Genomic DNA, 19,463 nt, shown 5'->3' on the forward strand with positions numbered 1-19,463 from the left:
AGCCTTGAGGCGGCGAGGTCAGATCACCTCGCCCAAGTCGATCGCCCGCCTGGCGAACTCGATGGCCTTCTCGGCGGTGATCGCGTCCGCTGTGGTCGTCGCCTCGTCGCGCACCGACGGCGGCGAAGCGATCCGGATCTTCTTGCCGTTCGAACGGCGGATAGTCGCGCGCCAGCGATCGACATCGCGCCGGTAGGCGTCGATCACAAAATCCCGATAGGTGACGCCGCTCATCAGCGGCTGAATCGATGCCGCTTCGACAGTGAGCGGCCGGCTTGCGATGTCGCGCACCATCTCGACAATTGTCTCGACGGCATGCTCACGCGCGACGCCGGTCGCGTCCCTGAGCAGATAGTTCACCGCCGCGCCGATCTGCGCCCTCGCGCGATCGTCGCTCGCAAAATCCAGATCGGCCTGAACTGACATATGGGGAAAACGCCTCCGCCCGACGCAACATCGGATACCTCCAGGCATCCGGCACCTTGCAACCACGTGACGTTTAGTCAGCTCCCCATTAAAGCCGGATTATCCGTTAGCCCCCGATTTCTCGGATGCCGTTAACCGGCTCTTGATGCCGCTTCGCAGGATGCCCGACGCGGCAAGATGGTCGGCCGGATCACGGAAGGTCCGGGCTACGCGCCGATGTGTCCGCGGGCCCGTCCGGTGCCGCAGCCCCGCCCGCGCCGTCAATTCGTGCGTGATCAGCAATTGACATATCACTGCTATCCGTGTGACATTTTATTAAAAGGGGCCGACAAGAGCCCATCAATCTCTACTTGGGGAGGCAGCAATGACCATTTCCGACGTCACCGCGGCAGCCGGAAGCCGGGCTCCGGCCGTTGCGCGAACCGCGCAGGCGCAGCAGGTCGCCGATATCGCGGCGCGGCTCGAACGCCTGCCGCTGACCTCCTATCAGCGCTGGATCTTCGGAATCATCGCGACCGCGTGGTTTTTCGACAGCATGGACCTGGCCGCGCTCACCTTCGTGCTCGGCTCGATCCGCCAGACCTTCGGCCTGTCGACAGCGGAAGCCGGGCTGCTGTCCAGCATGAGCTTCCTCGGCATGTTCGCGGGCGCCGCCTCCGCCGGCCTGCTCGCCGACCGCTTCGGCCGTGCCCGCGTCTTCCAGGTCAGCATGATCTTCTGGGGACTGGGCAGCCTGTGCTGCGGTCTGTCCACCACGGCGACCGCGCTCGGCGCATCCCGCCTGCTGCTCGGCTTCGGAATGGGCATGGAGTTTCCGGTCGCGCAGTCGATGGTCTCGGAGATCATGCCGGCGCGCAACCGCGGCCGCTACATCGCGTTCCTCGAAGGATTCTGGCCGCTCGGCTTCATCGCGTCGGGCCTGCTGACCTACTTCGTGCTGCAGGTCGCCGACTGGCGCTGGGTTTTCATCCTGCAGGCGATCCCGGCCGTGTTCGTGCTGGTCGTGCGCCGCTACGTCCCGGAATCGCCGCGCTGGCTCGCCTCGCACGGCTATTCCGAGCGGGCCGAAGCGACCGTGCGCAATATCGAAAGCAGGGTCCGCGACCGTCTCGGCGGCAAGGACCTGCCGCCGGTGCTGCGCCAGGCGGCTGCCCCCGTCTCCGAAGTGACGGGCCTGAGAACGCTGTTTTCGGGCATCTACGCCAAGCGGACCACGATGTTGTGGACCCTGTGGTTCTTCGCCCTGCTCGGCTTCTACGGCCTGACCACGTGGCTCGGCGCGCTGCTGCAGGCCAAGGGCTTCCCGATCACCAAATCGGTGTTCTACACCATCCTGATCTCGCTCGCGGGGATCCCCGGCTTCCTGGTCTCGGCGTGGCTCGTCGAATCCTGGGGCCGCAAGGCGACGCTGGTGATGAACCTGCTCTGTGGCGCGATCGCCTGCCATTTCTACGGCTCGGCGGCGGACCAGACCCAGCTCATCATTGCCGGCCTCTGCATGCAGTTCTTCCTGTTCGGCATGTGGTCGGCGCTCTACGCCTATACGCCTGAACTGTACCCGACCCATGTCCGTGCGACCGGAACGGGCTTTGCTTCCGCGGTCGGCCGAATCGGTTCGCTGATCGGCCCCTATGTGATCGGCGTGATCCTGCCGGCGGCCGGACAAGGCGGCGTGTTTGCGCTCGGCGCCGGCGCATTCGTGGTGGCGGCGCTTGCGGTGCTGTTGCTCGGCGAGGAAACCCGCGGCCGGACGCTGGAAAGCATTTCGCACTGATGGGCGCGCGGCGCGCCGTCCGATTCGACGCGGCGCCGATCGACCGGCCTTGTCATTGCCATCGAGCGTGTGAGATATCTGCTGTACAGCAGCACTCACGATCCTGATGGTAAATTCGAGCAAACGATCCAGCACGGTGCGCGCGCGCACAGCAGGGAGCCGCCGGCCGGCACGGCAATCCTCCGCCGCCGGCGACAAGCCGCGCGGTTCCGCGCCGGCCCCTCTTCCGCAAAGCGACGTCACGCTCACCGATCGCGCCTATGCCGAGCTGGAAGAGCTGATCGTGACGCTGCAACTGCCGCCGGGCACCGCGCTCTCCGAGCTCGTGCTCGCCAAGCGGCTCAACATCGGCCGAACCCCGATCCGCGAAGCCTTGCAGCGCCTGTCGCGCGACGGCCTCGTCAACATCCTGGCCCGCCGCGGTGTGCTGGTGTCCGAGGTCGACCTCAGGGCCCAGCTGCGCCTGCTGGAAGTGCGGCGCGAGCTGGAACGGCTGATGGCGCGCGGCGCCGCCGAGCGCGCCACCAGCGAGCAGCGCACGCAGTTCTCCGAGATCGCCGCCGGCATGCGGCGCGCGGCGGAGAAATCCGACGACCTGCTGTTCATGCGGCTGGATCACCAGTTCAACACACTGATCTCTGCGGCGTCGCGCAACGAGTTCGCCTCCCGCGCCATGGGCCTGATGCATGGCCTGTCGCGCCGGTTCTGGTACCAGCATTACAAGGAAGCGGCCGATCTGCCGCTGGCGGCGCGGCTGCATGCCGACGTCGCCGAAGCCGTCGCCGAGCGCCGCGTCGACGCCGCGGGCGCGGCCTCCGACAGCCTGATCGATTACATCGAGAGTTTTGCCCGTTCGACGCTGTAAGAGCGTTCAGAGCTCGACGACCGTGCGGATCGACCGTCCGCGCCGCAGCGCCTCGAAGCCGTCATTGATGCCGTCGAGCGTGCAGCGGCCGGTGATCAGTTCGTCGAGCTTGAGCCGGCCGTCGAGATAGGCCTGCGCCAGCAAGGGAAAGTCGCGCCGGGGCCGCGCGCCGCCATAGCTCGAGCGGCGAAATCGCTTCTCGCCCATCAACGCGCCCCAGCGAAAACTCACATCCTGCGTGACGTCGATCTTGCCGAGCCAGATCACCTCACCGCCCGGCCGCACCGCCTCCGCGGTCTGCCGGAACGCCTGCGGATGGCCCGCCGCCTCAAGGATGACGTCGGCTCCCCGGCCGCACGTCGCCTGCTTTGCGAACTGGACCGGATCCTCGCGGGCCGCGTTGACGACGTGCGTGGCGCCGAGCTGCCGCGCGAGGCCAAGCTTTGCATCGTCGAGGTCGACCGCGATAACAGCACCGGCGCCGGCAAGCCGGGCGCCCTGCACCGCTGCCAGCCCGACCGCGCCGCAGCCGGTGACCATCACGGTATCACCGTGACCGATGGCGGCGACGTTCAGCGCGGCGCCGACGCCGGTCATGACGCCGCAGCCGATCAGGCACGCGCGGTCGAACGGGATGTCGTTCGGCACGACGATCGCCTGCTGGGCCGGCAGCACGACATATTCCGAGAACGCGCCGAGGAACATCAGGTGCGCCAGGTTGCGGTCGTCCGCGAGCCGCGCCTTCGACGCGCCGTCGAAATGCACGCCTTCCGCGCCCCGCGCGAGATAGGTCTCGCACAGGATCGGCTGCGCGCGGTCGCAGTGAAAGCAATGCCCGCAATGCGGATTCCAGGACAGGATGACGTGATCGCCGACGCTGATGTCGCGCACCGCACTGCCGATTTCCTCGACCACGCCTGCCGCCTCGTGCCCGAGGATCATCGGCAAGGGATAGCGCAACGATCCGTCGATGACTTCGAGATCGGTGTGACAGAGCCCCGCGGCACGCACCTTCACCACGACGTCGGTCGGCATGGGCGGCGCAAGCGATACGCGCTCGACGGAAAGCGGCGTTCCGCCTTGATGCAGCACCGCCGCGCGACAGGTCAGGGTCATCTCAAGAATTCTCTGCCGGGGGCATCAGCACGGGGGCTCAGGCCGTCTGTCCGGAGCGCAGCGCCGCGACCGCCTCGTCGAGATCGGCCGAGGAGAGCTCCCATTCATTGTCGAAATTGGCGACGACGCGCCGCATGAAGCTCTCGTGTAACGCTTTCGCAACAGCGGCATCGTGCAGATGGTCATAGAGCAGCGCGAAGGCCAGTTGTGCCGGCTCCGGCCCCTCGTAGCTCCATTCAAAACCGTGTTCGGTGAGACGAAGCTGGTCGTAATGCGGTGACAGCGGCTTGCCATCGACCAGCACCGAAATGCCGTCGATGGTGCGGTCCCCGGTATAGCTCGCCATCGGATCCTCCCTGTGCTGCAGCATCATATCAGGAACTCGGTCAGGATCCTGGCGGGCGCATCTTGAGGTCCTTCTTGACGACCTCGGGGAAGATCCACATCGCGACGGTTGCGAACACACCGAGGAAGGCGACCGCATAGCTCGGTCCCTGCTGTCCCAGATAGACCATGAAAAAATACCCGCAGGCTGCCGTGGCGAGGCACGCCAGCGACAGCATGAGCTTGATGTGGCTTGGCATCGAGACCTCCCTTCAGGTCATCCAGTTGTGAAACGACGGTGCCGCCACGCGGACCAGCAGCGCAAGCGCTACGATCATGGCGCAACAGGACAGCCGCAATCCCGCGCGTCCGTCGCGCCACCATTCCGGCAGCGCCTGAAACAACCCGGGCAAGAACAAGAACAGCACGCCGCCCACGACAACGACGGTGGTCCAGCGCAATTCGGCCAGCGCGAATGCCAGCGTGCCGGCGAGCAGCATCACCCATAGTGCGGTCGTGATCGTCACTGGCAGGACTGCGCGCCCGCGCAGCGGGTACATGCCGGCCAGTTGCAGGAAGCCGATGCAGCATACGCTCCACAGCAGGCCGAACCAGGCGAGGCCTGCGAGATTGGGTTCAAGCTGCGGCATGCGGCACCGATTGCTCCTTTGCCACGACCCGCGGCGTCCGCGCCGTCCGGCGCATATCGGTCTTCACGTGGCGCGTGCTGTAGCCGTTGAAGATGTGACCAAGCAGGCCGCGATTGAGGTCGGAGGTGCCGAACACATAGTCCATCACCGGGAAGGTCAGGTTCATGTTCCGCTCCATCATGATCGACTGGTTGTGATGGGCGGTATGGTGCCGGCGGATGGTGTTGACGAAGGGCATGTTGCGCACGAAGGCATTTTCCTCGACGTGGCAGCAGAAGTGCATGAACTCGTAGATCAGGTACATCGAGGTCGTCGTGGTGATCAGCAGCCAGCCGGTGTTGGCCGAGATCACAAGGCCCGCGATGATCGCCGGCGGGATCGACATCAGGGTAAACACCACGAGCGCATAGGGCGGGAAGAAGGTGACGCGCCAGTCGTGATGATCGGCGAAGCGCATCTCCTCCTCGGTGAAGAACTGATGGTGCATCAGCGTATGGCGGCTGTAGATCGCGCGCAGCAGGGGCACATTCGAGGGCCGGTGCATGACGAAGCGATGCACCGCCCATTCGAAGAAGTTTGCGATCAGGAAGATTACGGGAATGGTGAGGTATTCCCACCATTTCACGTCATGCACATTGGCCAGATAGACGTACAGCGCCGTGAAGCCGATCGTGTAGATCAGCACGACATGCAGCCAGCCATTGTACCACCCCACCACGCGCTCGCGGTAGGTCGCGCGATATTTGCGCTGGCGGTCGGTCATCCCTGTTGCAGCCAACTCCATCGCGAGGTCCTCCGTCATTCTGATCTGATATATCAGTAGCACATCAGGTGCGGAAGGCAAGCTTCGTCAGCCGCGCGCGGGTCCGGAAAAGAAGATGGTGCGCGGAACCCGCTCAGGACCGATCAGGGAAAGCCTGGGGTGGTCTCGAGAACGGCCAACAACAAAAAACCGCCCCGGACGGTGTCCGGGGCGGCCATAGTATTCGACAGATTCAGAAGATCAGAGCAGGCCCGCGCCGCGGGCCCACTTGTACTTGGCACCGAGCACCTCGACCGGGAGTTCGGTCGAATAGGCGTAGGCCGGGATGCCGTGCTGGTAGAGATATTCGGCGGCTTCCTCGACCTCGACGTCGCCGGCGAGCGAGGCGACGATCGGCTTGACGAAGCCCTTGGCCTCCATCTCCTTCTTCACCTCGACCATGTTGCGCGCGAACACCATCGGCGGCGTCACGATGGTGTGCCAGTAGCCGAGGATCAGCGCGTGGATGCGCTCGTCCGACAGGCCGAGCTTGACGGTGTTGACATAGGTGATCGGCGGCTCGCCGCCGGTGATATCCACAGGATTTCCGGCCGCGCCGAACGGCGGGATGAACTTGCGGAACGCCGCATCGAGATCCGGCGGCATCTGCATCAGCGACAGGCCGTTGTCGACCACGGAGTCGGAGAGCAGCACGCCGGAGCCGCCGGCGCCGGTGATGATCAGGACGTTCTCGCCCTTCGGCGTCGGCAGCACCGGCACGCCGCGGGCGAATTCGAGCAGCTGCCGCAGGCTGCGGGCGCGGATCACGCCGGACTGCTTGAACACGTCCTCGTAGATCTTGTCGTTGCCGGCGAGCGCGCCGGTGTGCGACGAGGCCGCCTTCGCACCGGCCGAGGTGCGGCCGGCCTTGAGCACGACCACCGGCTTCTTCTTGGAGACGCGCTTGGCGGCCTCCGCGAAGGCGCGGCCGTCCTTCAGATCCTCGCAGTGCTGCGCGATCAGGTTGGTGTTGGGGTCCTGCTCAAAGAAGGCGAGCAGATCGTCCTCGTCGATGTCGGACTTGTTGCCGAGGCCGACGATCGCCGACACGCCCATCTTGGCCGAGCGCGAGAAGCCGATGATCGCCATGCCGATGCCGCCCGACTGCGACGACAGCGCGGCGTGGCCCTTGACGTCATAGGCAGTGCAGAACGTGGCGCAGAGATTGGCCGGGGTATAGTAGAAGCCGTAGATGTTCGGCCCCATCAGGCGGATATTGTACTTCTTGCCGACCTCGACGATCTCGGCCTGCAATTCCGGCGCGCCGGCCTCGGCAAAGCCCGAGGGAATCAGCACCGCGCCGGGGATTTTCTTCTCGCCGCATTCGGCGAGCGCGCCAGCGACGAATTTCGCCGGGATCGCGAACACCGCCGTGTCGATCACGCCGGGCACGTCCTTGACGCTCTTGTAGGCCTTGTAACCGAGGATTTCGTCGGCCTTGGGGTGGATCGGGTAGATCTCGCCCTTGTAGCCGCCATTGATGAGGTTCTTCATCACGGAGTTGCCGATCTTGCCGTCCTCGGCGGAGGCGCCGATCACCGCAACGCCCTTCGGCTGCATGATGCGGTTCATCGCGGCGACGATCTCTTCGGTCGGACGCGGCGCCGGGCGCGGCTTGTAGTTGAAGTCGACGACGATGCGGACGTCGGCGGCGATCGCGTTCTTGCTGGTGGCGAACACCGGGTTGAGGTCGAGCTCGACGATCTCGGGGAAATCGCTGACCAGCTGCGACACCTTGACGATGACGTCGGCGAGCGCCTCGCGATTGACTGCCTCGCCGCCGCGCACGCCCTTCAGCATCTCATGCGCCTGGATGCCGTCGAGCATCGACAGGGCGTCGTCCTTGGTCGCGGGCGCAAGGCGGAAGGTGATGTCCTTGAGGATCTCGACCAGCACACCGCCGAGACCGAAGGCGACCAGCTTGCCGAACGAGCCGTCGGTGATCGAGCCGACGATCACCTCGGTGCCGCCGCCCAGCATCTGCTGGACCTGGATGCCCTCGATCTTGGCGTCGGCCTTGTACTTCCTGGCGTTGGCCAGAATCGTCTCATAGCTCTTCTCGGCCTCGGCGGCGCTCTTGACGCCGACCACCACGCCGCCGGCCTCGGTCTTGTGGAGGATGTCGGGCGAGACGATCTTCATGACCACCGGGAAGCCCATGTCGGAGGCGATGCGGGCGGCCTCGGCCGCGGACTTGGCGACACCCTCTTTCGGCACCGGAATGCCGTAGGCGTCGCACACCACCTTGCCTTCGGGCGCGGTGAGGCTCGTGCGCTTGTCGGCCTTGACCGCATCGAGAATTTTGCGGACCGCATCCTTCGAATTTGACATTGGCTTCCTCCTGGGACAGATTTCGTGGCATTTGGTATGCCAAAAACGCAATTGTCAAGGTCGGTCGAGGTCCAAAAAGATCGAAAAATATAGGCAGCTTGACATTCTGGTATTTGGCATGCCAAAAATCTAAGGTAATTTCTTCTGCTAAGAAGACGTCTCCAAGAGGAGGAGACGAGTCGTGCCAGAACCGAAACAGACCAAGGCGTCGCCCACCATGGCTGACACAGATATCGCCATCGTCCGGATCGCGCCGGAGACGAGCTTCAAGAACAAGGCCTATGAAGCCTTGAAGGAAGCGATCCTGAAGATGGACATCTACGCGACGCCGGAGCCGGTGATGCTCGACGAGCGCGCACTGTCCGAGCGCCTCGGCGTCAGCCGCACGCCGATCCGCGAAGCGATCGCGATGCTCGAGCAGGACGGATTCGTGAAGACCGTGCCGCGCCGCGGCATCGTCGTGGTCCGCCGCACCAAGGCGGAGATCGTCGACATGATCCGCGCCTGGGCGGCGCTGGAGAGCATGGCGGCGCGCCTGATCACGACCACCGCGCGCAAGAAGGACATTTCGGCGCTGCGCGACTTCTTCAAGGACTTCAGCGACGATCGCCTGCCGCAGGATCACGTCGAGGAATATTCCAAGGCCAATATCGCCTTCCACCAGGCGCTGATCTCGCTGTCGGAATCGCCTGTTCTGGTCGACCTCACCAATGACCTGCTGCTGCATGTGCGCGGCTATCGCCAGCTCACGATCGGCCGCAAGGACCGCACCGCGACCTCGCTGCCCGAGCATCTCGGGATCATCGAGGCGCTGGAAGCGCGCGACACCGAGCTTGCCGAGAAGCGCGCACGCGACCACACGCTTGGGCTTGCCGCCTATGTCGAGGCGCACGGCCAGGAACTTTTCACTTAACCACTCAAGTTCACACGCTTCAGACGACAATCAGATCGTCCGAACAAGAACGACCAGGGAGACGATGCCGATGCTGAATACCGCTACGAAGTCCGAGGCACCGGGCACCGAGCAAGAACTGACCGATGGCTTCCATCTCGTCATCGATGCGCTCAAGCTCAACGGCATCGACACCATCTATGGTGTGCCGGGTATCCCGATCACGGACCTGGGCCGCATGGCCCAGGCGGCGGGCATTCGCGTGCTCTCGTTCCGCCACGAGCAGAATGCCGGCTATGCGGCTTCGATCGCCGGCTTCCTGACCAAGCGGCCCGGCGTCTGCCTCACGGTGTCGGCGCCCGGCTTCCTCAACGGCCTCACCGCGCTCGCGCACGCCACCACCAACTGCTTCCCGATGATCCTGGTCTCGGGCTCGTCCGAGCGCGAGATCGTCGACCTGCAGCAGGGCGACTATGAAGAGATGGATCAGCTCGCGATCGCCAAGCCGCTGTGCAAGGCCGCGTTCCGCGTGCTGCACGCCCAGGACATCGGCATCGGCCTCGCGCGCGCGATCCGCGCCGCGGTGTCGGGCCGTCCGGGCGGCGTCTATCTCGACCTGCCCGCAAAGCTGTTCTCGCAGGTGATGAACGCCGACGTCGGTCAGAAGTCGCTGGTCAAGGTGATCGACGCCGCGCCCGAGCAGATCCCCTCCCCGTCTTCGGTCAAGCGCGCGCTGGACGTGCTGAAGAGCGCAAAACGCCCGCTCATCATCCTCGGCAAGGGCGCGGCCTACGCGCAGGCCGACGAGGCGATCAAGAATTTCGTCGAGAAGAGCGGCGTGCCGTTCCTGCCGATGAGCATGGCCAAGGGCCTGCTGCCCGATCTGCATCCGCAATGCGCGGGTGCGGCGCGCTCGACGGTGCTGAAGGAAGCCGACGTCGTCATGCTGATCGGCGCCCGCCTCAACTGGCTGCTCTCGCATGGCAAGGGCAAGACCTGGGGCGAAGCCCCGAAGAAATTCATCCAGGTCGACATCGAGCCGAAGGAAATGGATTCCAACGTCGAGATCGTCGCCCCCGTGGTCGGCGATATCGGCTCCTGCGTGTCGGCATTCCTCGACGCCATGGGCGCGAACTGGACCGCGGCGCCGTCCGACTGGCTCTCGACCGTCAGCAAGAAGCGCGACGACAACGTCGCCAAGATGGCGCCGAAGCTGATGAGCAACGCTTCGCCGATGGACTATCACGGTGCGCTCGGCGCGCTGCGCGCGATCATCGCGGAACGTCCGGACACCATCTTCGTCAACGAGGGTGCCAACACGCTCGACCTCGCCCGCGGCGTCGTCGACATGCACAAGCCGCGCAAGCGGCTCGACGTCGGCACCTGGGGCGTGATGGGCATCGGCATGGGCTATTCGATCGCCGCTGCGGTCGAGACCGGCCTGCCCGTGCTCGCGGTCGAGGGCGACAGCGCATTCGGGTTCTCGGGCATGGAGGTCGAGACCATCTGCCGCTACAAGCTGCCGATCTGCGTCGTGATCTTCAACAATGACGGCATCTATCGCGGCACCGACGTCAACAGCGCCGGCGACGATCCGGCGACCACCGTGTTCGTCAAGGGCTCGCGCTACGACAAGATGATGGAAGCCTTCGGCGGCGTCGGCGTCAACGCCACCTCGCCGGACGAGTTGAAGCGCGCGGTCAATGCGGCGCTGGATTCCGGCAAGCCGACGCTGATCAACGCGGTGATCGATCCGGCGGCGGGCTCGGAGAGCGGCCGCATCGGCAACCTCAATCCGCAGAGCGTTCTGCAGAAGAAGAAGTAACAGGTCCCCCTAACCCATCACTCCCTGCGGGTGCAGGGGCATATAAGTACGGAGCAAACATTATGACCAAGGCGCTGAAGGGCGTTCGCATTCTCGATTTCACCCACGTCCAGTCGGGTCCGACCTGCACGCAATTGCTGGCCTGGTTCGGCGCCGACGTGATCAAGGTCGAGCGTCCCGGCGTCGGCGACATCACGCGCGGCCAGCTGCAGGACATCCCGAACGTGGACAGCCTGTATTTCACCATGCTGAATCACAATAAGCGCTCGATCACGCTCGACACCAAGAACCCGAAGGGCAAGGAAGTGTTGACCGCGCTGATCAAGCAGTGCGACGTGCTGGTCGAAAACTTCGGCCCCGGCGTGCTCGATCGCATGGGCTTCCCTTGGGAGAAGATCCAGGCCATCAACCCGAAGATGATCGTCGCCTCGATCAAGGGCTTCGGCCCGGGCCCGTATGAAGACTGCAAGGTCTACGAGAACGTCGCGCAGTGCACCGGCGGCGCCGCCTCGACCACCGGCTTCCGCGACGGCCTGCCGCTGGTCACCGGCGCACAGATCGGCGACAGCGGCACCGGGTTGCATCTCGCGCTCGGCATCGTCACCGCGCTCTACCAGCGCACCCACTCCGGCAAGGGCCAGCGCGTCACCGCCGCGATGCAGGACGGCGTGCTCAACCTCGCCCGCGTCAAGCTGCGCGACCAGCAGCGCCTCGCCCACGGTCCGCTGAAGGAATACAGCCAGTTCGGCGAAGGCATTCCGTTCGGCGATGCCGTGCCGCGCGCCGGCAACGATTCCGGCGGCGGCCAGCCCGGCCGCATCCTGAAGTGCAAGGGCTGGGAGACCGACCCGAACGCCTACATCTACTTCATCACCCAGGCCCCGGTCTGGGAGAAGATCTGCGACGTGATCGGCGAGCCGACCTGGAAGACCGATCCGAACTACGCCAAGCCGCCGGCCCGCCTGCCGCGCCTCAACGAGATCTTCGCCCGCATCGAGCAGTGGACGATGACCAAGACCAAGTTCGAGGCGATGGAGATCCTCAACAAGGACGACATCCCCTGCGGTCCGATCCTGTCGATGAAGGAGATCGCGGAAGACCAGTCGCTGCGCGCGACCGGCACCGTGGTCGAGGTCGATCACCCGACCCGTGGCAAGTACGTCTCGGTCGGCAACCCGATCAAGCTGTCGGATTCGCCGAGCGACGTTCAGCGTTCGCCGCTGCTCGGCGAGCACACCGACGAAATCCTGCGCGAGGTGCTCGGCTTCAGCGATCACCAGGTCGCCGAGATCCACGACTCCGGCGCCCTCGACGCGCCGCGCAAGCAGGCGGCCGAGTAAAGGCTCGCACTCAAGCAAGACACGAATGGCCGCGGGAACCGCGGCCATTTTTGCTTGGAGCAGACCTTCAGGAATTGTCCTGTCCGGGTTTGCTACGTGGCCCTCATAGCCAGATTGGGACGGCACTGCCGTCCCGGCAGGTCCTCAGAACCTCAATTCTTTGCCGGTCCCGCTGTCGTGAGCTTCTCCATCACATCGCCAACGGTGAAGCTCGCCGCCTTGGCACGCGGTGGAAATTCTTTGAAGCTCTCGACGTACCTGGCGACGATCGCTTGCGCAGGCACTAGCAGAAACGCGCGGTGGGCGTGCCAGTCGCCATACAGCATGCTTGTCGGGCCCCGCTCGAAGGGGTCGGCGCGCAGATTGTACAACATAGGCGCACGCAGCTTTGTGAACTGACCCTGCCAGACGCCGAGAGGAGCTTGTGGACTTACTTCGGTGTGTTGCTCCATGAACGTCGCCTTCCAGTGCCCCACCCGCAGAGCCATCAGATCGCCATCGTCGCTCCAATAGAGGAACTCCTTGCGCGGCGATTCCTTGGCGTCGCCCTTCAGGAAGGGAAGCAGATTGAATCCGTCGAGGTGAACCTTGAATTGCTTGCCGTTGAGAGCCGTCCCCTTCTTCGTCCGTTCGACGAGATCGGTATCGCCGTTGGCGGCCGCGAAGGTCGGAATGAAATCCTCGTGGGCGCAGAGATCATTGACGATCGTTCCAGGCTTGATGACGCCGGGCCACTTGATCAGGCAAGGGACGCGGAAGCCGCCTTCCCAGTTGGTGGCTTTCTCGCCTCTGAATGGCGTTGTGCCGCCGTCGGGCCACGTGAAGACTTCAGCCCCGTTGTCCGTTGTGTAGACCACGATGGTGTTGTCGGCGACACCGAGATCGTCCACGAGCTTCAACAACTCGCCGACCATGCCGTCATGCTCCACCATGCCATCGGGATAGACGCCGAGTCCCGTCTTGCCCTGCGACGCTGCCTTCAGGTGCGTGAAGATGTGCATTCGCGTTGAATTGAAATAGCAAAACCACGGTTTGTTGGCCCGATGTTGTCGGTTAATGAAATCCTTGGCAGCCGCGAGGAATTCCTCGTCGATCGTTTCCATGCGTTTGGTGTTTAACGGGCCGGTGTTTTCGATCTTGCCGTCGGCCGTTGACTTCAACACACCCCGTGGACCGAATTTCTTGCGGAAATCGGGATCTTTTGGATAGTCCGGGTTCTCCGGCTCCTCTTCGGCGTTGAGGTGATAGAGATTGCCGAAGAACTCGTCGAAGCCGTGCGCGGTCGGCAGATGTTCGTCGCGGTCACCAAGATGGTTCTTGCCGAATTGTCCGGTGGCGTAACCATACGTCTTGAGCACGTCGGCGACGCTCGGATCGAGCGGTCCAAGTCCGAGTTCGGCACCAGGCAGTCCTACCTTGGTAAGGCCGGTCCGGATCGGCGTCTGGCCGGTGATGAAGGCGGCGCGTCCCGCAGTGCAACTCTGCTGCCCGTACCAATCTGTGAAGGTCGCTCCCTCCCGACCAATGCGATCGATATTTGGCGTGCGATAGCCCATGACACCCATATTGTAGGCGCTCACATTAAACCAGCCGATGTCGTCCCCCATGATGAAGAGAATGTTGGGCTTTCTTGCAGCTCCGGAGGCCGGGCTGGCGGGCGACGCCTGCTGGGCTTGGCCGAGTGCTTCCGACGTGAGCGCGGCCGCCGCGACCAATGTTGACGTCCCCAACAGCAAACGTCGGCGATCAAGGTCGCCTACGGATACGGCTTTCGGCGACGGTTTGTCCTCAGTGCTCATTATCTTGCTCCGATCTCACACGCGAGTTGCGGGAAGGCAGTGAGACCAGCTTAGGGCAACGAGCGAGGTTACGGATGTGCAGTTTGTGCCATACAACCCGGGCGGGCATCGCGCCTCAACTCAACGGCGAACATCATGCGTTTTGGCAGCGATATCAGCGTCCGGTCCTGGATCAGTGGCGACATCGTCAGCGCGAGCCGCTATCGGCCGCGAGCGACCTGACATGTCAGCCCGCTGACCCTTCCAGCCCCAACTTCCACAGCGGCGGCAGGTCGGCAAACGGCGGCGTGGTGTGTGCGATGACGATCGCGGCGCGGTGGCCGTCGGGATCGATCTTGCTGTTGATCGCCTCGACGTGCGCCTACACCGCGTCGAACCCGACGCCGAGGATGCCCGCGATCCCCTCGTTCGACTTGCCTTGTCCGAGGTCAAGTCGATGCGGAGAGATAGCGGCGTTGGCGACTTGCGCGGTCCGCTGGCGCTCGGTCCGGTGACCCGGCAAGCAGACGTCTCATCTAACGATTGATGACCCTGGTCCCAGTATAAGGACCACCTAGACCAAGGCTCGACCCGTTTTTCAGGGTGCTGGAGGGCGGCGGGCTGGCATTAAAATACTGCGGGCCGGTCGCCGGATTAGCTCTTGCTCCGCCGGTCGTTGGTGCTCCCCCAACCGCAAGGTTGCCGGAGGGGGCCACTGCATAACGATAATGACTGCCGACACCTTGTGCAGAGACATCGGTAGTTACGGCAAAAACGCCCAGCATCAGGGCACCTGCAACGGCGACAGCTCTCGCGAACATGAGAAGCTCCCCTTCTGATCGGATAAACAAGCACGTGAGTTCCGACGTTTCAACGTCGTTGATGGCCGCGGGAAACCGCGGCCATTTTTGCTTGCGTCGGCTGGTCGTGTGCTTCTCTCCCGACACGGACGTTGATCGAGGCCCGGCAAGAGCCGGTGCTCATTGCCAGCCCGGAACCCCGCGCATGTCGGGCAAGTGATGTGCAATGCCCTTGTGGCAATCGATGCAGGTCTTCTCGCCGGAAAACAGGAAGCGCTGGTGCGCCACCGACGCGCGCGGCGACTGTTTGGTGATATCCATCGATTCCGCGCTGTGACAGTTGCGGCACTCGAGTGAATCGTTGGCCTTGAAACGCGCCCACTCATGCAGCGCGAGCTCGAGCCGCTTGTCGACAAACTTGTCGCGGGTGTCGATGACGCCGAACAGGTGGCCCCACACCTCCTTGGAGGCCTGCATCTTGCGCGCGATCTTGTCGGTCCAGTTGTGCGGAACGTGACAATCCGGGCAGGTGGCGCGGACGCCGGAGCGATTGGTGAAATGGATGGTCGACTTCAGCTCCGTAAACAGATTTTCGCGCATCTCATGGCAGCCGGTGCAGAATTTTTCGGTGTTGGTCAGCTCGAGTGCGGTATTGAAGCCGCCCCAGAAAACAACGCCGGCGACGAAGCCTGCGATCACCAATACGCCGAGCCCGAACACCGTGCTCGGCCGCACTAGCACTTCCCACAACTCGCGCGCGAAGGCCCATGCGCGTCGGAAGAGCCCCTCCTTTGAGGTTTGCGGGTCGGCCGCCTTCATCGACGGCCGCCCGGAGCCGCGCGGCTCAACATGGTGTCGATGTCGACGAAGTCGTTGCTGACGGGCGGATTGCTCACGCTCTGCGGTACGTGACATTCAGTGCAGAAAAAACGGCGCGGCGAGATCGACGCAAGGAACTGGCCGTCGCGATCCATGAAATGAGTAATCGAGACCATCGGCGCCTGCGACTCGCCGGTGCGCGCACGCGCGTGACAGGACAGGCATTTGTTGCTGTTCAGATCGATCTGGTAGCCGTCGATCGAATGCGGAATTACCGGCGGTTGCTCGGGATAGTTTCTGACCTCACGCTCGGACGTGTTGCGCGTCGGCATCATCGGCGGAGCCGGGCCTTCACTATCGAGCGGCGTCGGCCCGCGCAGCCCGGAATTGAGCGATTGCGCCGCCAATGTGCCGGTGCCGGCCCCTATCGCCAGGACAAGCAGAACGACGCGCAGATTCCTGATCATGACGGCAGCACCTTCTCGATGCGCACGGCGCATTTCTTGAAGTCGGTCTGCAGCGAAAGCGGATCAGTGGCGTCGAGCGTCACCTTGTTGATCAGCTTCGACTCGTCGAACCACGGAACGAACACGAGGCCTCGCGGCGGTCGGTCGCGGCCGCGGGTCTCCAGCCGCGCCCGGATAAACCCGCGGCGAGAGATGACCTTGACCTCGTCGCCGCGTCGCAGCTTGGCCTCCTGCGCATCATCCGGATGCATGAAGCAGACCGCCTCGGGAAACGCGCGATAGAGTTCGGGCACGCGGCGGGTCATGGTGCCGGAGTGCCAATGCTCCAGCACCCGGCCGGTGGAGAGCCACAAGGGGTATTCGCTATCGGGCGATTCCGCCGGCGGTTCGTAGGGAAGCGCAAAGATGCGCGCCTTGCCATCGGCAAAACCGTAGAACTGCACGCCTCTGCCCTGCCCGACATACGGATCCGAGCCCTCGCGGAAGCGCCACTTCGTCTCCTTGCCGTTCACGACCGGCCAGCGCAGCCCGCGCTCGCCGTGATAGGCATCGAACGGCGCGAGATCGTGGCCGTGGCCGCGGCCGAAGCTGGCGTACTCCTCAAATAGCCCTTTCTGGACATAGAAGCCGAGCGCCTTGGATTCGTCGTTGGCGTAGCCCGACGCGATGTCGGAGACCGGAAACTTGTCGACCTGGCCGTTGCGATACAGCACGTCGAACAGCGTCTTGCCACGATACTCCGGCTTCTTCGCCAGCAACTCTTCCGGCCAGACCTCCTCGATCTTGAAACGCTTGGAAAATTCCATCAATTGCCAAAGGTCAGAACGCGACTCGCCCGGCGCGGTGACGAGCTGGTGCCAGAACTGGGTGCGCCGCTCGGCATTGCCGTAGGCGCCTTCCTTTTCCACCCACATCGCGGTCGGCAAGATGAGGTCGGCGCCAAGCGCGGTGACGGTCGGATAGACTTCCGAAACGACAATGAAATTGTCGGGGTTGCGGAAACCGGGATAGGTTTCCTCGTTGATGTTGGGACCGGCCTGCAAATTGTTGTTGACCTGCACCCAGTAGGCGTTGAGCAGACCGTCCTTCAGCATCCGGCTTTGCAACACCGCATGATAGCCCGGCTTGTCCGGAATCGTGCCTTCCGGCAGCTTCCAGATCTCCTCCGCCTTGTCGCGATGCGCCTTGTTGGTGACGACCATGTCTGCCGGGAGGCGGTGCGAGAAGGTCCCCACCTCGCGTGCGGTGCCGCAGGCCGAGGGCTGGCCGGTCAGCGAAAACGGGCTGTTGCCGGGCTCCGCGATCTTCCCGGTCAGAAGGTGAAGATTGTAGACCAGATTGTTGCACCAGACGCCGCGGGTGTGCTGGTTGAAACCCATGGTCCAGAAGCTGACGACCTTGGTCTTCGGGTCGGCGTAGAGCTCGGCCAGCGCCTCCAGGCGATTGAGCGGAACGCCCGACATCTTCGCTGCCTTTTCCAGCGTGTAGTCGGCGAGGAATTTGACGTAGTCGTCGTAGCTCATATCGGTGGCGTCGTTTGCCTTGGCCGCGCCCGTCGCCTTCTTCTGCAGCGGATGATCGGGCCTCAGGCCGTAACCGATGTCGGTCTGGCCGCGCTTGAACACGGTATGCGCCGTGACGAAATCCCTGTTCACACGCCCGGTCTTGATGATGTGATTGGCGATCGCATTGAGGATGTAGAGATCGGAGTGCGGCGTGAACACGATCCCGATGTCCGCGAGGTCGAACGAGCGATGTTCGAAGGTCGAGAGCACGGCGACCCGCACATGCGCCGCCGATAGCCGGCGGTCGGTCACCCGCGTCCACAGGATCGGGTGCATCTCCGCCATGTTGGAGCCCCACAGTACGAAGGCGTCGGTGGCCTCGATGTCGTCGTAGCAGCCGGCCGGCTCGTCGATGCCGAAGGTGCGCATCATGCCGACCACCGCGGAGGCCATGCAGTGGCGCGCGTTAGGATCGATGTTGTTGGAGCGGAAGCCGGCCTTGAACAGCTTTGACGCCGCATAGCCCTCCCAGATCGTCCATTGGCCGGAGCCGAACATGCCGATGCCGCTCGGCCCGCGCTGCTTGAGCGCCGCCTTGAACTTCTCGGCCATGATGTCGAACGCCTCGTCCCACGAGACCGGGGTGAAGTCTCCGTTCTTGTCGTACTTGCCGTTGGTCTTGCGCAGCATCGGCCGCGTCAGGCGATCGTGGCCGTACATGATCTTGGAGAGGAAGTAGCCCTTCACGCAGTTGAGGCCGCGATTGACCTCGGCCTTGATATCGCCATGGGTAGCAACGACGCGATTGTCCTTGGTTGCCACCATGACGCTGCAACCGGTGCCGCAGAAGCGGCAGGGAGCCTTGTTCCAGTCGAGTTCGCTGGCATCGCGTTCGGTGACGAGGTTTGCCGCGACCGACGCAACCGGCATTCCACCGGCCGCTGCGGCGATCGCGGCGGCCTCCAGCTTCAGCATCTGGCGGCGGTCGAGCTTGGTTTCGGTCATGGCTGGCCTCCCGGCACTTCAGCAGACGTCGATGGCGTGAAACACCAGCGAGGCGGAATGGACGTGCGGTAACAGAGCGATCGTGTTCAGCGTCGCGCCGAGCGCACCGGCATCGGGTGCATCGACCACCACGACGAGCTTGCCTCTGGGGTCGCGGCCGAAAATCTCGCAGCCGGAAACGGCGAGGATATCGGCTTCGACCGCATCAAGGCGCTCGGGCCGGGCCTGCACCAGGATGCTGGCGATCTCGCCCCCGGGTGGCGCCACGACGCGCTCCGCTGTCAAAGCGCGGCCGGTAATCAACATACGGCGATTGATCGCGGTCTTGCGCACAACGATGTCTCTCCCTGTCAATGCGGCGGGGGCGGACCGGGAGGGCCGGCCACCATTTGGTAGATCCAGACCGCGAGGCCGTATGACCCCACCGTCGCGACCGCGAGCCCCGGCATCAGGATGGCGGTCAGGAACAGGAAGGCGAAGATTTCCATTCGCGTTCGGCGAGGCCGTACATCTGCGTCGCCGTCTGCGACCGCCATGATCGTGTCTCTCACTTGGGACGTTGGGGGGACGGCATCCGGGCCGCTGCTTTGGACGTCAATCTAGAGGGCGGCGCGGCGCCCGACGTTGATTCAGATCAACAAACTGCACAATGGCCTCGCGCAGCATATCCCGGGCCGGCAGCACGATGATGCTCCGCAATCGATCGCGCGTCGGCCCCGCTCACCGCCCTCGGCACCGCCGCCC

18 protein-coding genes are annotated in these 19,463 nt (G+C 63.9%); 5 read left to right on the forward strand and 13 right to left on the reverse strand.

Annotated elements, in window-relative coordinates; translation table 11 throughout:
* Positions 1–18 precede the first annotated feature (18 nt).
* Positions 19–426, reverse strand: coding sequence for a hypothetical protein (locus tag AKL29_RS32635; RefSeq protein ID WP_050387011.1), 408 nt, complete (start codon positions 424–426; stop codon positions 19–21).
* Between the two features lie 364 nt (positions 427–790).
* Here AKL29_RS32635 and AKL29_RS32640 point away from each other — a divergent pair, with 364 nt between their 5' ends.
* Positions 791–2,200, forward strand: a complete 1,410-nt coding sequence (locus AKL29_RS32640) for an MFS transporter (RefSeq protein WP_050387012.1) — start codon at positions 791–793, stop codon at positions 2,198–2,200.
* Positions 2,201–2,306: 106 nt separating this feature from the next.
* Positions 2,307–3,065 (forward strand): GntR family transcriptional regulator, encoded by a 759-nt coding sequence (locus tag AKL29_RS32645; protein ID WP_050387013.1) that lies wholly within the window; start codon positions 2,307–2,309, stop codon positions 3,063–3,065.
* 6 nt (positions 3,066–3,071) lie between these two features.
* On the opposite strand, the gene AKL29_RS32650 is transcribed toward AKL29_RS32645, so the two are convergent.
* The 6 genes from AKL29_RS32650 to AKL29_RS32675 form a co-directional block, all read right to left on the reverse strand.
* The gene (locus AKL29_RS32650; RefSeq protein WP_050387014.1) at positions 3,072–4,181 is read right to left on the reverse strand and encodes a Zn-dependent alcohol dehydrogenase; all 1,110 of its coding nucleotides are present in this window, start codon (positions 4,179–4,181) and stop codon (positions 3,072–3,074) included.
* Positions 4,182–4,218: 37 nt separating this feature from the next.
* On the reverse strand, positions 4,219–4,527 hold the full coding sequence (locus AKL29_RS32655) for a DUF6166 domain-containing protein (protein ID WP_028331517.1): 309 nt from the start codon (positions 4,525–4,527) through the stop codon (positions 4,219–4,221).
* A gap of 40 nt (positions 4,528–4,567) precedes the next feature.
* The gene (locus tag AKL29_RS32660; protein WP_024579640.1) at positions 4,568–4,765 is read right to left on the reverse strand and encodes a hypothetical protein; all 198 of its coding nucleotides are present in this window, start codon (positions 4,763–4,765) and stop codon (positions 4,568–4,570) included.
* A 12-nt stretch (positions 4,766–4,777) separates the two neighbouring features.
* The gene (locus AKL29_RS32665) at positions 4,778–5,155 is read right to left on the reverse strand and encodes a hypothetical protein (RefSeq protein ID WP_050387015.1); all 378 of its coding nucleotides are present in this window, start codon (positions 5,153–5,155) and stop codon (positions 4,778–4,780) included.
* Complete coding sequence (locus AKL29_RS32670) at positions 5,142–5,939, reverse strand: sterol desaturase family protein (protein ID WP_050387166.1); 798 nt, start codon at positions 5,937–5,939, stop codon at positions 5,142–5,144. Before AKL29_RS32670 ends, AKL29_RS32665 begins: the two co-directional genes overlap by 14 nt.
* Before the next feature lie 219 nt (positions 5,940–6,158).
* Positions 6,159–8,288, reverse strand: coding sequence for an acetate--CoA ligase family protein (locus AKL29_RS32675; RefSeq protein ID WP_050387016.1), 2,130 nt, complete (start codon positions 8,286–8,288; stop codon positions 6,159–6,161).
* 217 nt (positions 8,289–8,505) lie between these two features.
* Here AKL29_RS32675 and AKL29_RS32680 point away from each other — a divergent pair, with 217 nt between their 5' ends.
* From AKL29_RS32680 to frc, 3 genes are all read left to right on the forward strand, one after another.
* Positions 8,506–9,201 carry a GntR family transcriptional regulator gene (locus AKL29_RS32680; RefSeq protein ID WP_050387017.1) on the forward strand — a complete coding sequence of 232 codons (696 nt, stop codon included), beginning with the start codon at positions 8,506–8,508 and terminating at the stop codon, positions 9,199–9,201.
* 70 nt (positions 9,202–9,271) lie between these two features.
* On the forward strand, positions 9,272–11,005 hold the full coding sequence (oxc, locus tag AKL29_RS32685) for an oxalyl-CoA decarboxylase (protein ID WP_050387167.1): 1,734 nt from the start codon (positions 9,272–9,274) through the stop codon (positions 11,003–11,005).
* A 62-nt stretch (positions 11,006–11,067) separates the two neighbouring features.
* Complete coding sequence (gene frc, locus AKL29_RS32690; protein ID WP_050387018.1) at positions 11,068–12,345, forward strand: formyl-CoA transferase; 1,278 nt, start codon at positions 11,068–11,070, stop codon at positions 12,343–12,345.
* A gap of 152 nt (positions 12,346–12,497) precedes the next feature.
* On the opposite strand, the gene AKL29_RS32695 is transcribed toward frc, so the two are convergent.
* From AKL29_RS32695 to napE, 6 genes are all read right to left on the reverse strand, one after another.
* Positions 12,498–14,144, reverse strand: a complete 1,647-nt coding sequence (locus AKL29_RS32695; RefSeq protein ID WP_050387019.1) for an arylsulfatase — start codon at positions 14,142–14,144, stop codon at positions 12,498–12,500.
* Positions 14,145–15,103: 959 nt separating this feature from the next.
* Positions 15,104–15,742 carry a NapC/NirT family cytochrome c gene (locus AKL29_RS32700; protein ID WP_028331526.1) on the reverse strand — a complete coding sequence of 213 codons (639 nt, stop codon included), beginning with the start codon at positions 15,740–15,742 and terminating at the stop codon, positions 15,104–15,106.
* On the reverse strand, positions 15,739–16,209 hold the full coding sequence (locus tag AKL29_RS32705) for a nitrate reductase cytochrome c-type subunit (protein WP_050387020.1): 471 nt from the start codon (positions 16,207–16,209) through the stop codon (positions 15,739–15,741). The genes AKL29_RS32700 and AKL29_RS32705 overlap by 4 nt, the downstream gene beginning before the upstream one ends.
* Positions 16,206–18,719, reverse strand: a complete 2,514-nt coding sequence (napA, locus tag AKL29_RS32710; RefSeq protein WP_050387021.1) for a nitrate reductase catalytic subunit NapA — start codon at positions 18,717–18,719, stop codon at positions 16,206–16,208. The genes AKL29_RS32705 and napA overlap by 4 nt, the downstream gene beginning before the upstream one ends.
* An 18-nt stretch (positions 18,720–18,737) precedes the next feature.
* On the reverse strand, positions 18,738–19,025 hold the full coding sequence (locus AKL29_RS32715; RefSeq protein ID WP_152977868.1) for a chaperone NapD: 288 nt from the start codon (positions 19,023–19,025) through the stop codon (positions 18,738–18,740).
* Positions 19,026–19,069: 44 nt separating this feature from the next.
* Positions 19,070–19,255: a periplasmic nitrate reductase, NapE protein gene (napE, locus tag AKL29_RS32720; RefSeq protein WP_050387022.1), complete on the reverse strand. Its 186-nt coding sequence runs from the start codon at positions 19,253–19,255 to the stop codon at positions 19,070–19,072.
* Positions 19,256–19,463 lie beyond the last annotated feature (208 nt).

The organism is Bradyrhizobium pachyrhizi, assembly GCF_001189245.1.
In the GTDB taxonomy this organism is placed as follows: Bacteria; Pseudomonadota; Alphaproteobacteria; order Rhizobiales; family Xanthobacteraceae; genus Bradyrhizobium; species Bradyrhizobium pachyrhizi.

Bases quoted from the DNA above. Each gene is read 5' to 3' on its own strand.
- AKL29_RS32635 (WP_050387011.1), bottom strand. From the start codon at position 426: ATGTCAGTTCAGGCCGATCTGGATTTTGCGAGCGACGATCGCGCGAGG.
- AKL29_RS32640 (WP_050387012.1), top strand. From the start codon at position 791: ATGACCATTTCCGACGTCACCGCGGCAGCCGGAAGCCGGGCTCCGGCC.
- AKL29_RS32645 (WP_050387013.1), top strand. From the start codon at position 2,307: ATGGTAAATTCGAGCAAACGATCCAGCACGGTGCGCGCGCGCACAGCA.
- AKL29_RS32650 (WP_050387014.1), bottom strand. From the start codon at position 4,181: ATGACCCTGACCTGTCGCGCGGCGGTGCTGCATCAAGGCGGAACGCCG.
- AKL29_RS32655 (WP_028331517.1), bottom strand. From the start codon at position 4,527: ATGGCGAGCTATACCGGGGACCGCACCATCGACGGCATTTCGGTGCTG.
- AKL29_RS32660 (WP_024579640.1), bottom strand. From the start codon at position 4,765: ATGCCAAGCCACATCAAGCTCATGCTGTCGCTGGCGTGCCTCGCCACG.
- AKL29_RS32665 (WP_050387015.1), bottom strand. From the start codon at position 5,155: ATGCCGCAGCTTGAACCCAATCTCGCAGGCCTCGCCTGGTTCGGCCTG.
- AKL29_RS32670 (WP_050387166.1), bottom strand. From the start codon at position 5,939: ATGGAGTTGGCTGCAACAGGGATGACCGACCGCCAGCGCAAATATCGC.
- AKL29_RS32675 (WP_050387016.1), bottom strand. From the start codon at position 8,288: ATGTCAAATTCGAAGGATGCGGTCCGCAAAATTCTCGATGCGGTCAAG.
- AKL29_RS32680 (WP_050387017.1), top strand. From the start codon at position 8,506: ATGGCTGACACAGATATCGCCATCGTCCGGATCGCGCCGGAGACGAGC.
- oxc (WP_050387167.1), top strand. From the start codon at position 9,272: ATGCTGAATACCGCTACGAAGTCCGAGGCACCGGGCACCGAGCAAGAA.
- frc (WP_050387018.1), top strand. From the start codon at position 11,068: ATGACCAAGGCGCTGAAGGGCGTTCGCATTCTCGATTTCACCCACGTC.
- AKL29_RS32695 (WP_050387019.1), bottom strand. From the start codon at position 14,144: ATGAGCACTGAGGACAAACCGTCGCCGAAAGCCGTATCCGTAGGCGAC.
- AKL29_RS32700 (WP_028331526.1), bottom strand. From the start codon at position 15,742: ATGAAGGCGGCCGACCCGCAAACCTCAAAGGAGGGGCTCTTCCGACGC.
- AKL29_RS32705 (WP_050387020.1), bottom strand. From the start codon at position 16,209: ATGATCAGGAATCTGCGCGTCGTTCTGCTTGTCCTGGCGATAGGGGCC.
- napA (WP_050387021.1), bottom strand. From the start codon at position 18,719: ATGACCGAAACCAAGCTCGACCGCCGCCAGATGCTGAAGCTGGAGGCC.
- AKL29_RS32715 (WP_152977868.1), bottom strand. From the start codon at position 19,025: ATGTTGATTACCGGCCGCGCTTTGACAGCGGAGCGCGTCGTGGCGCCA.
- napE (WP_050387022.1), bottom strand. From the start codon at position 19,255: ATGGCGGTCGCAGACGGCGACGCAGATGTACGGCCTCGCCGAACGCGA.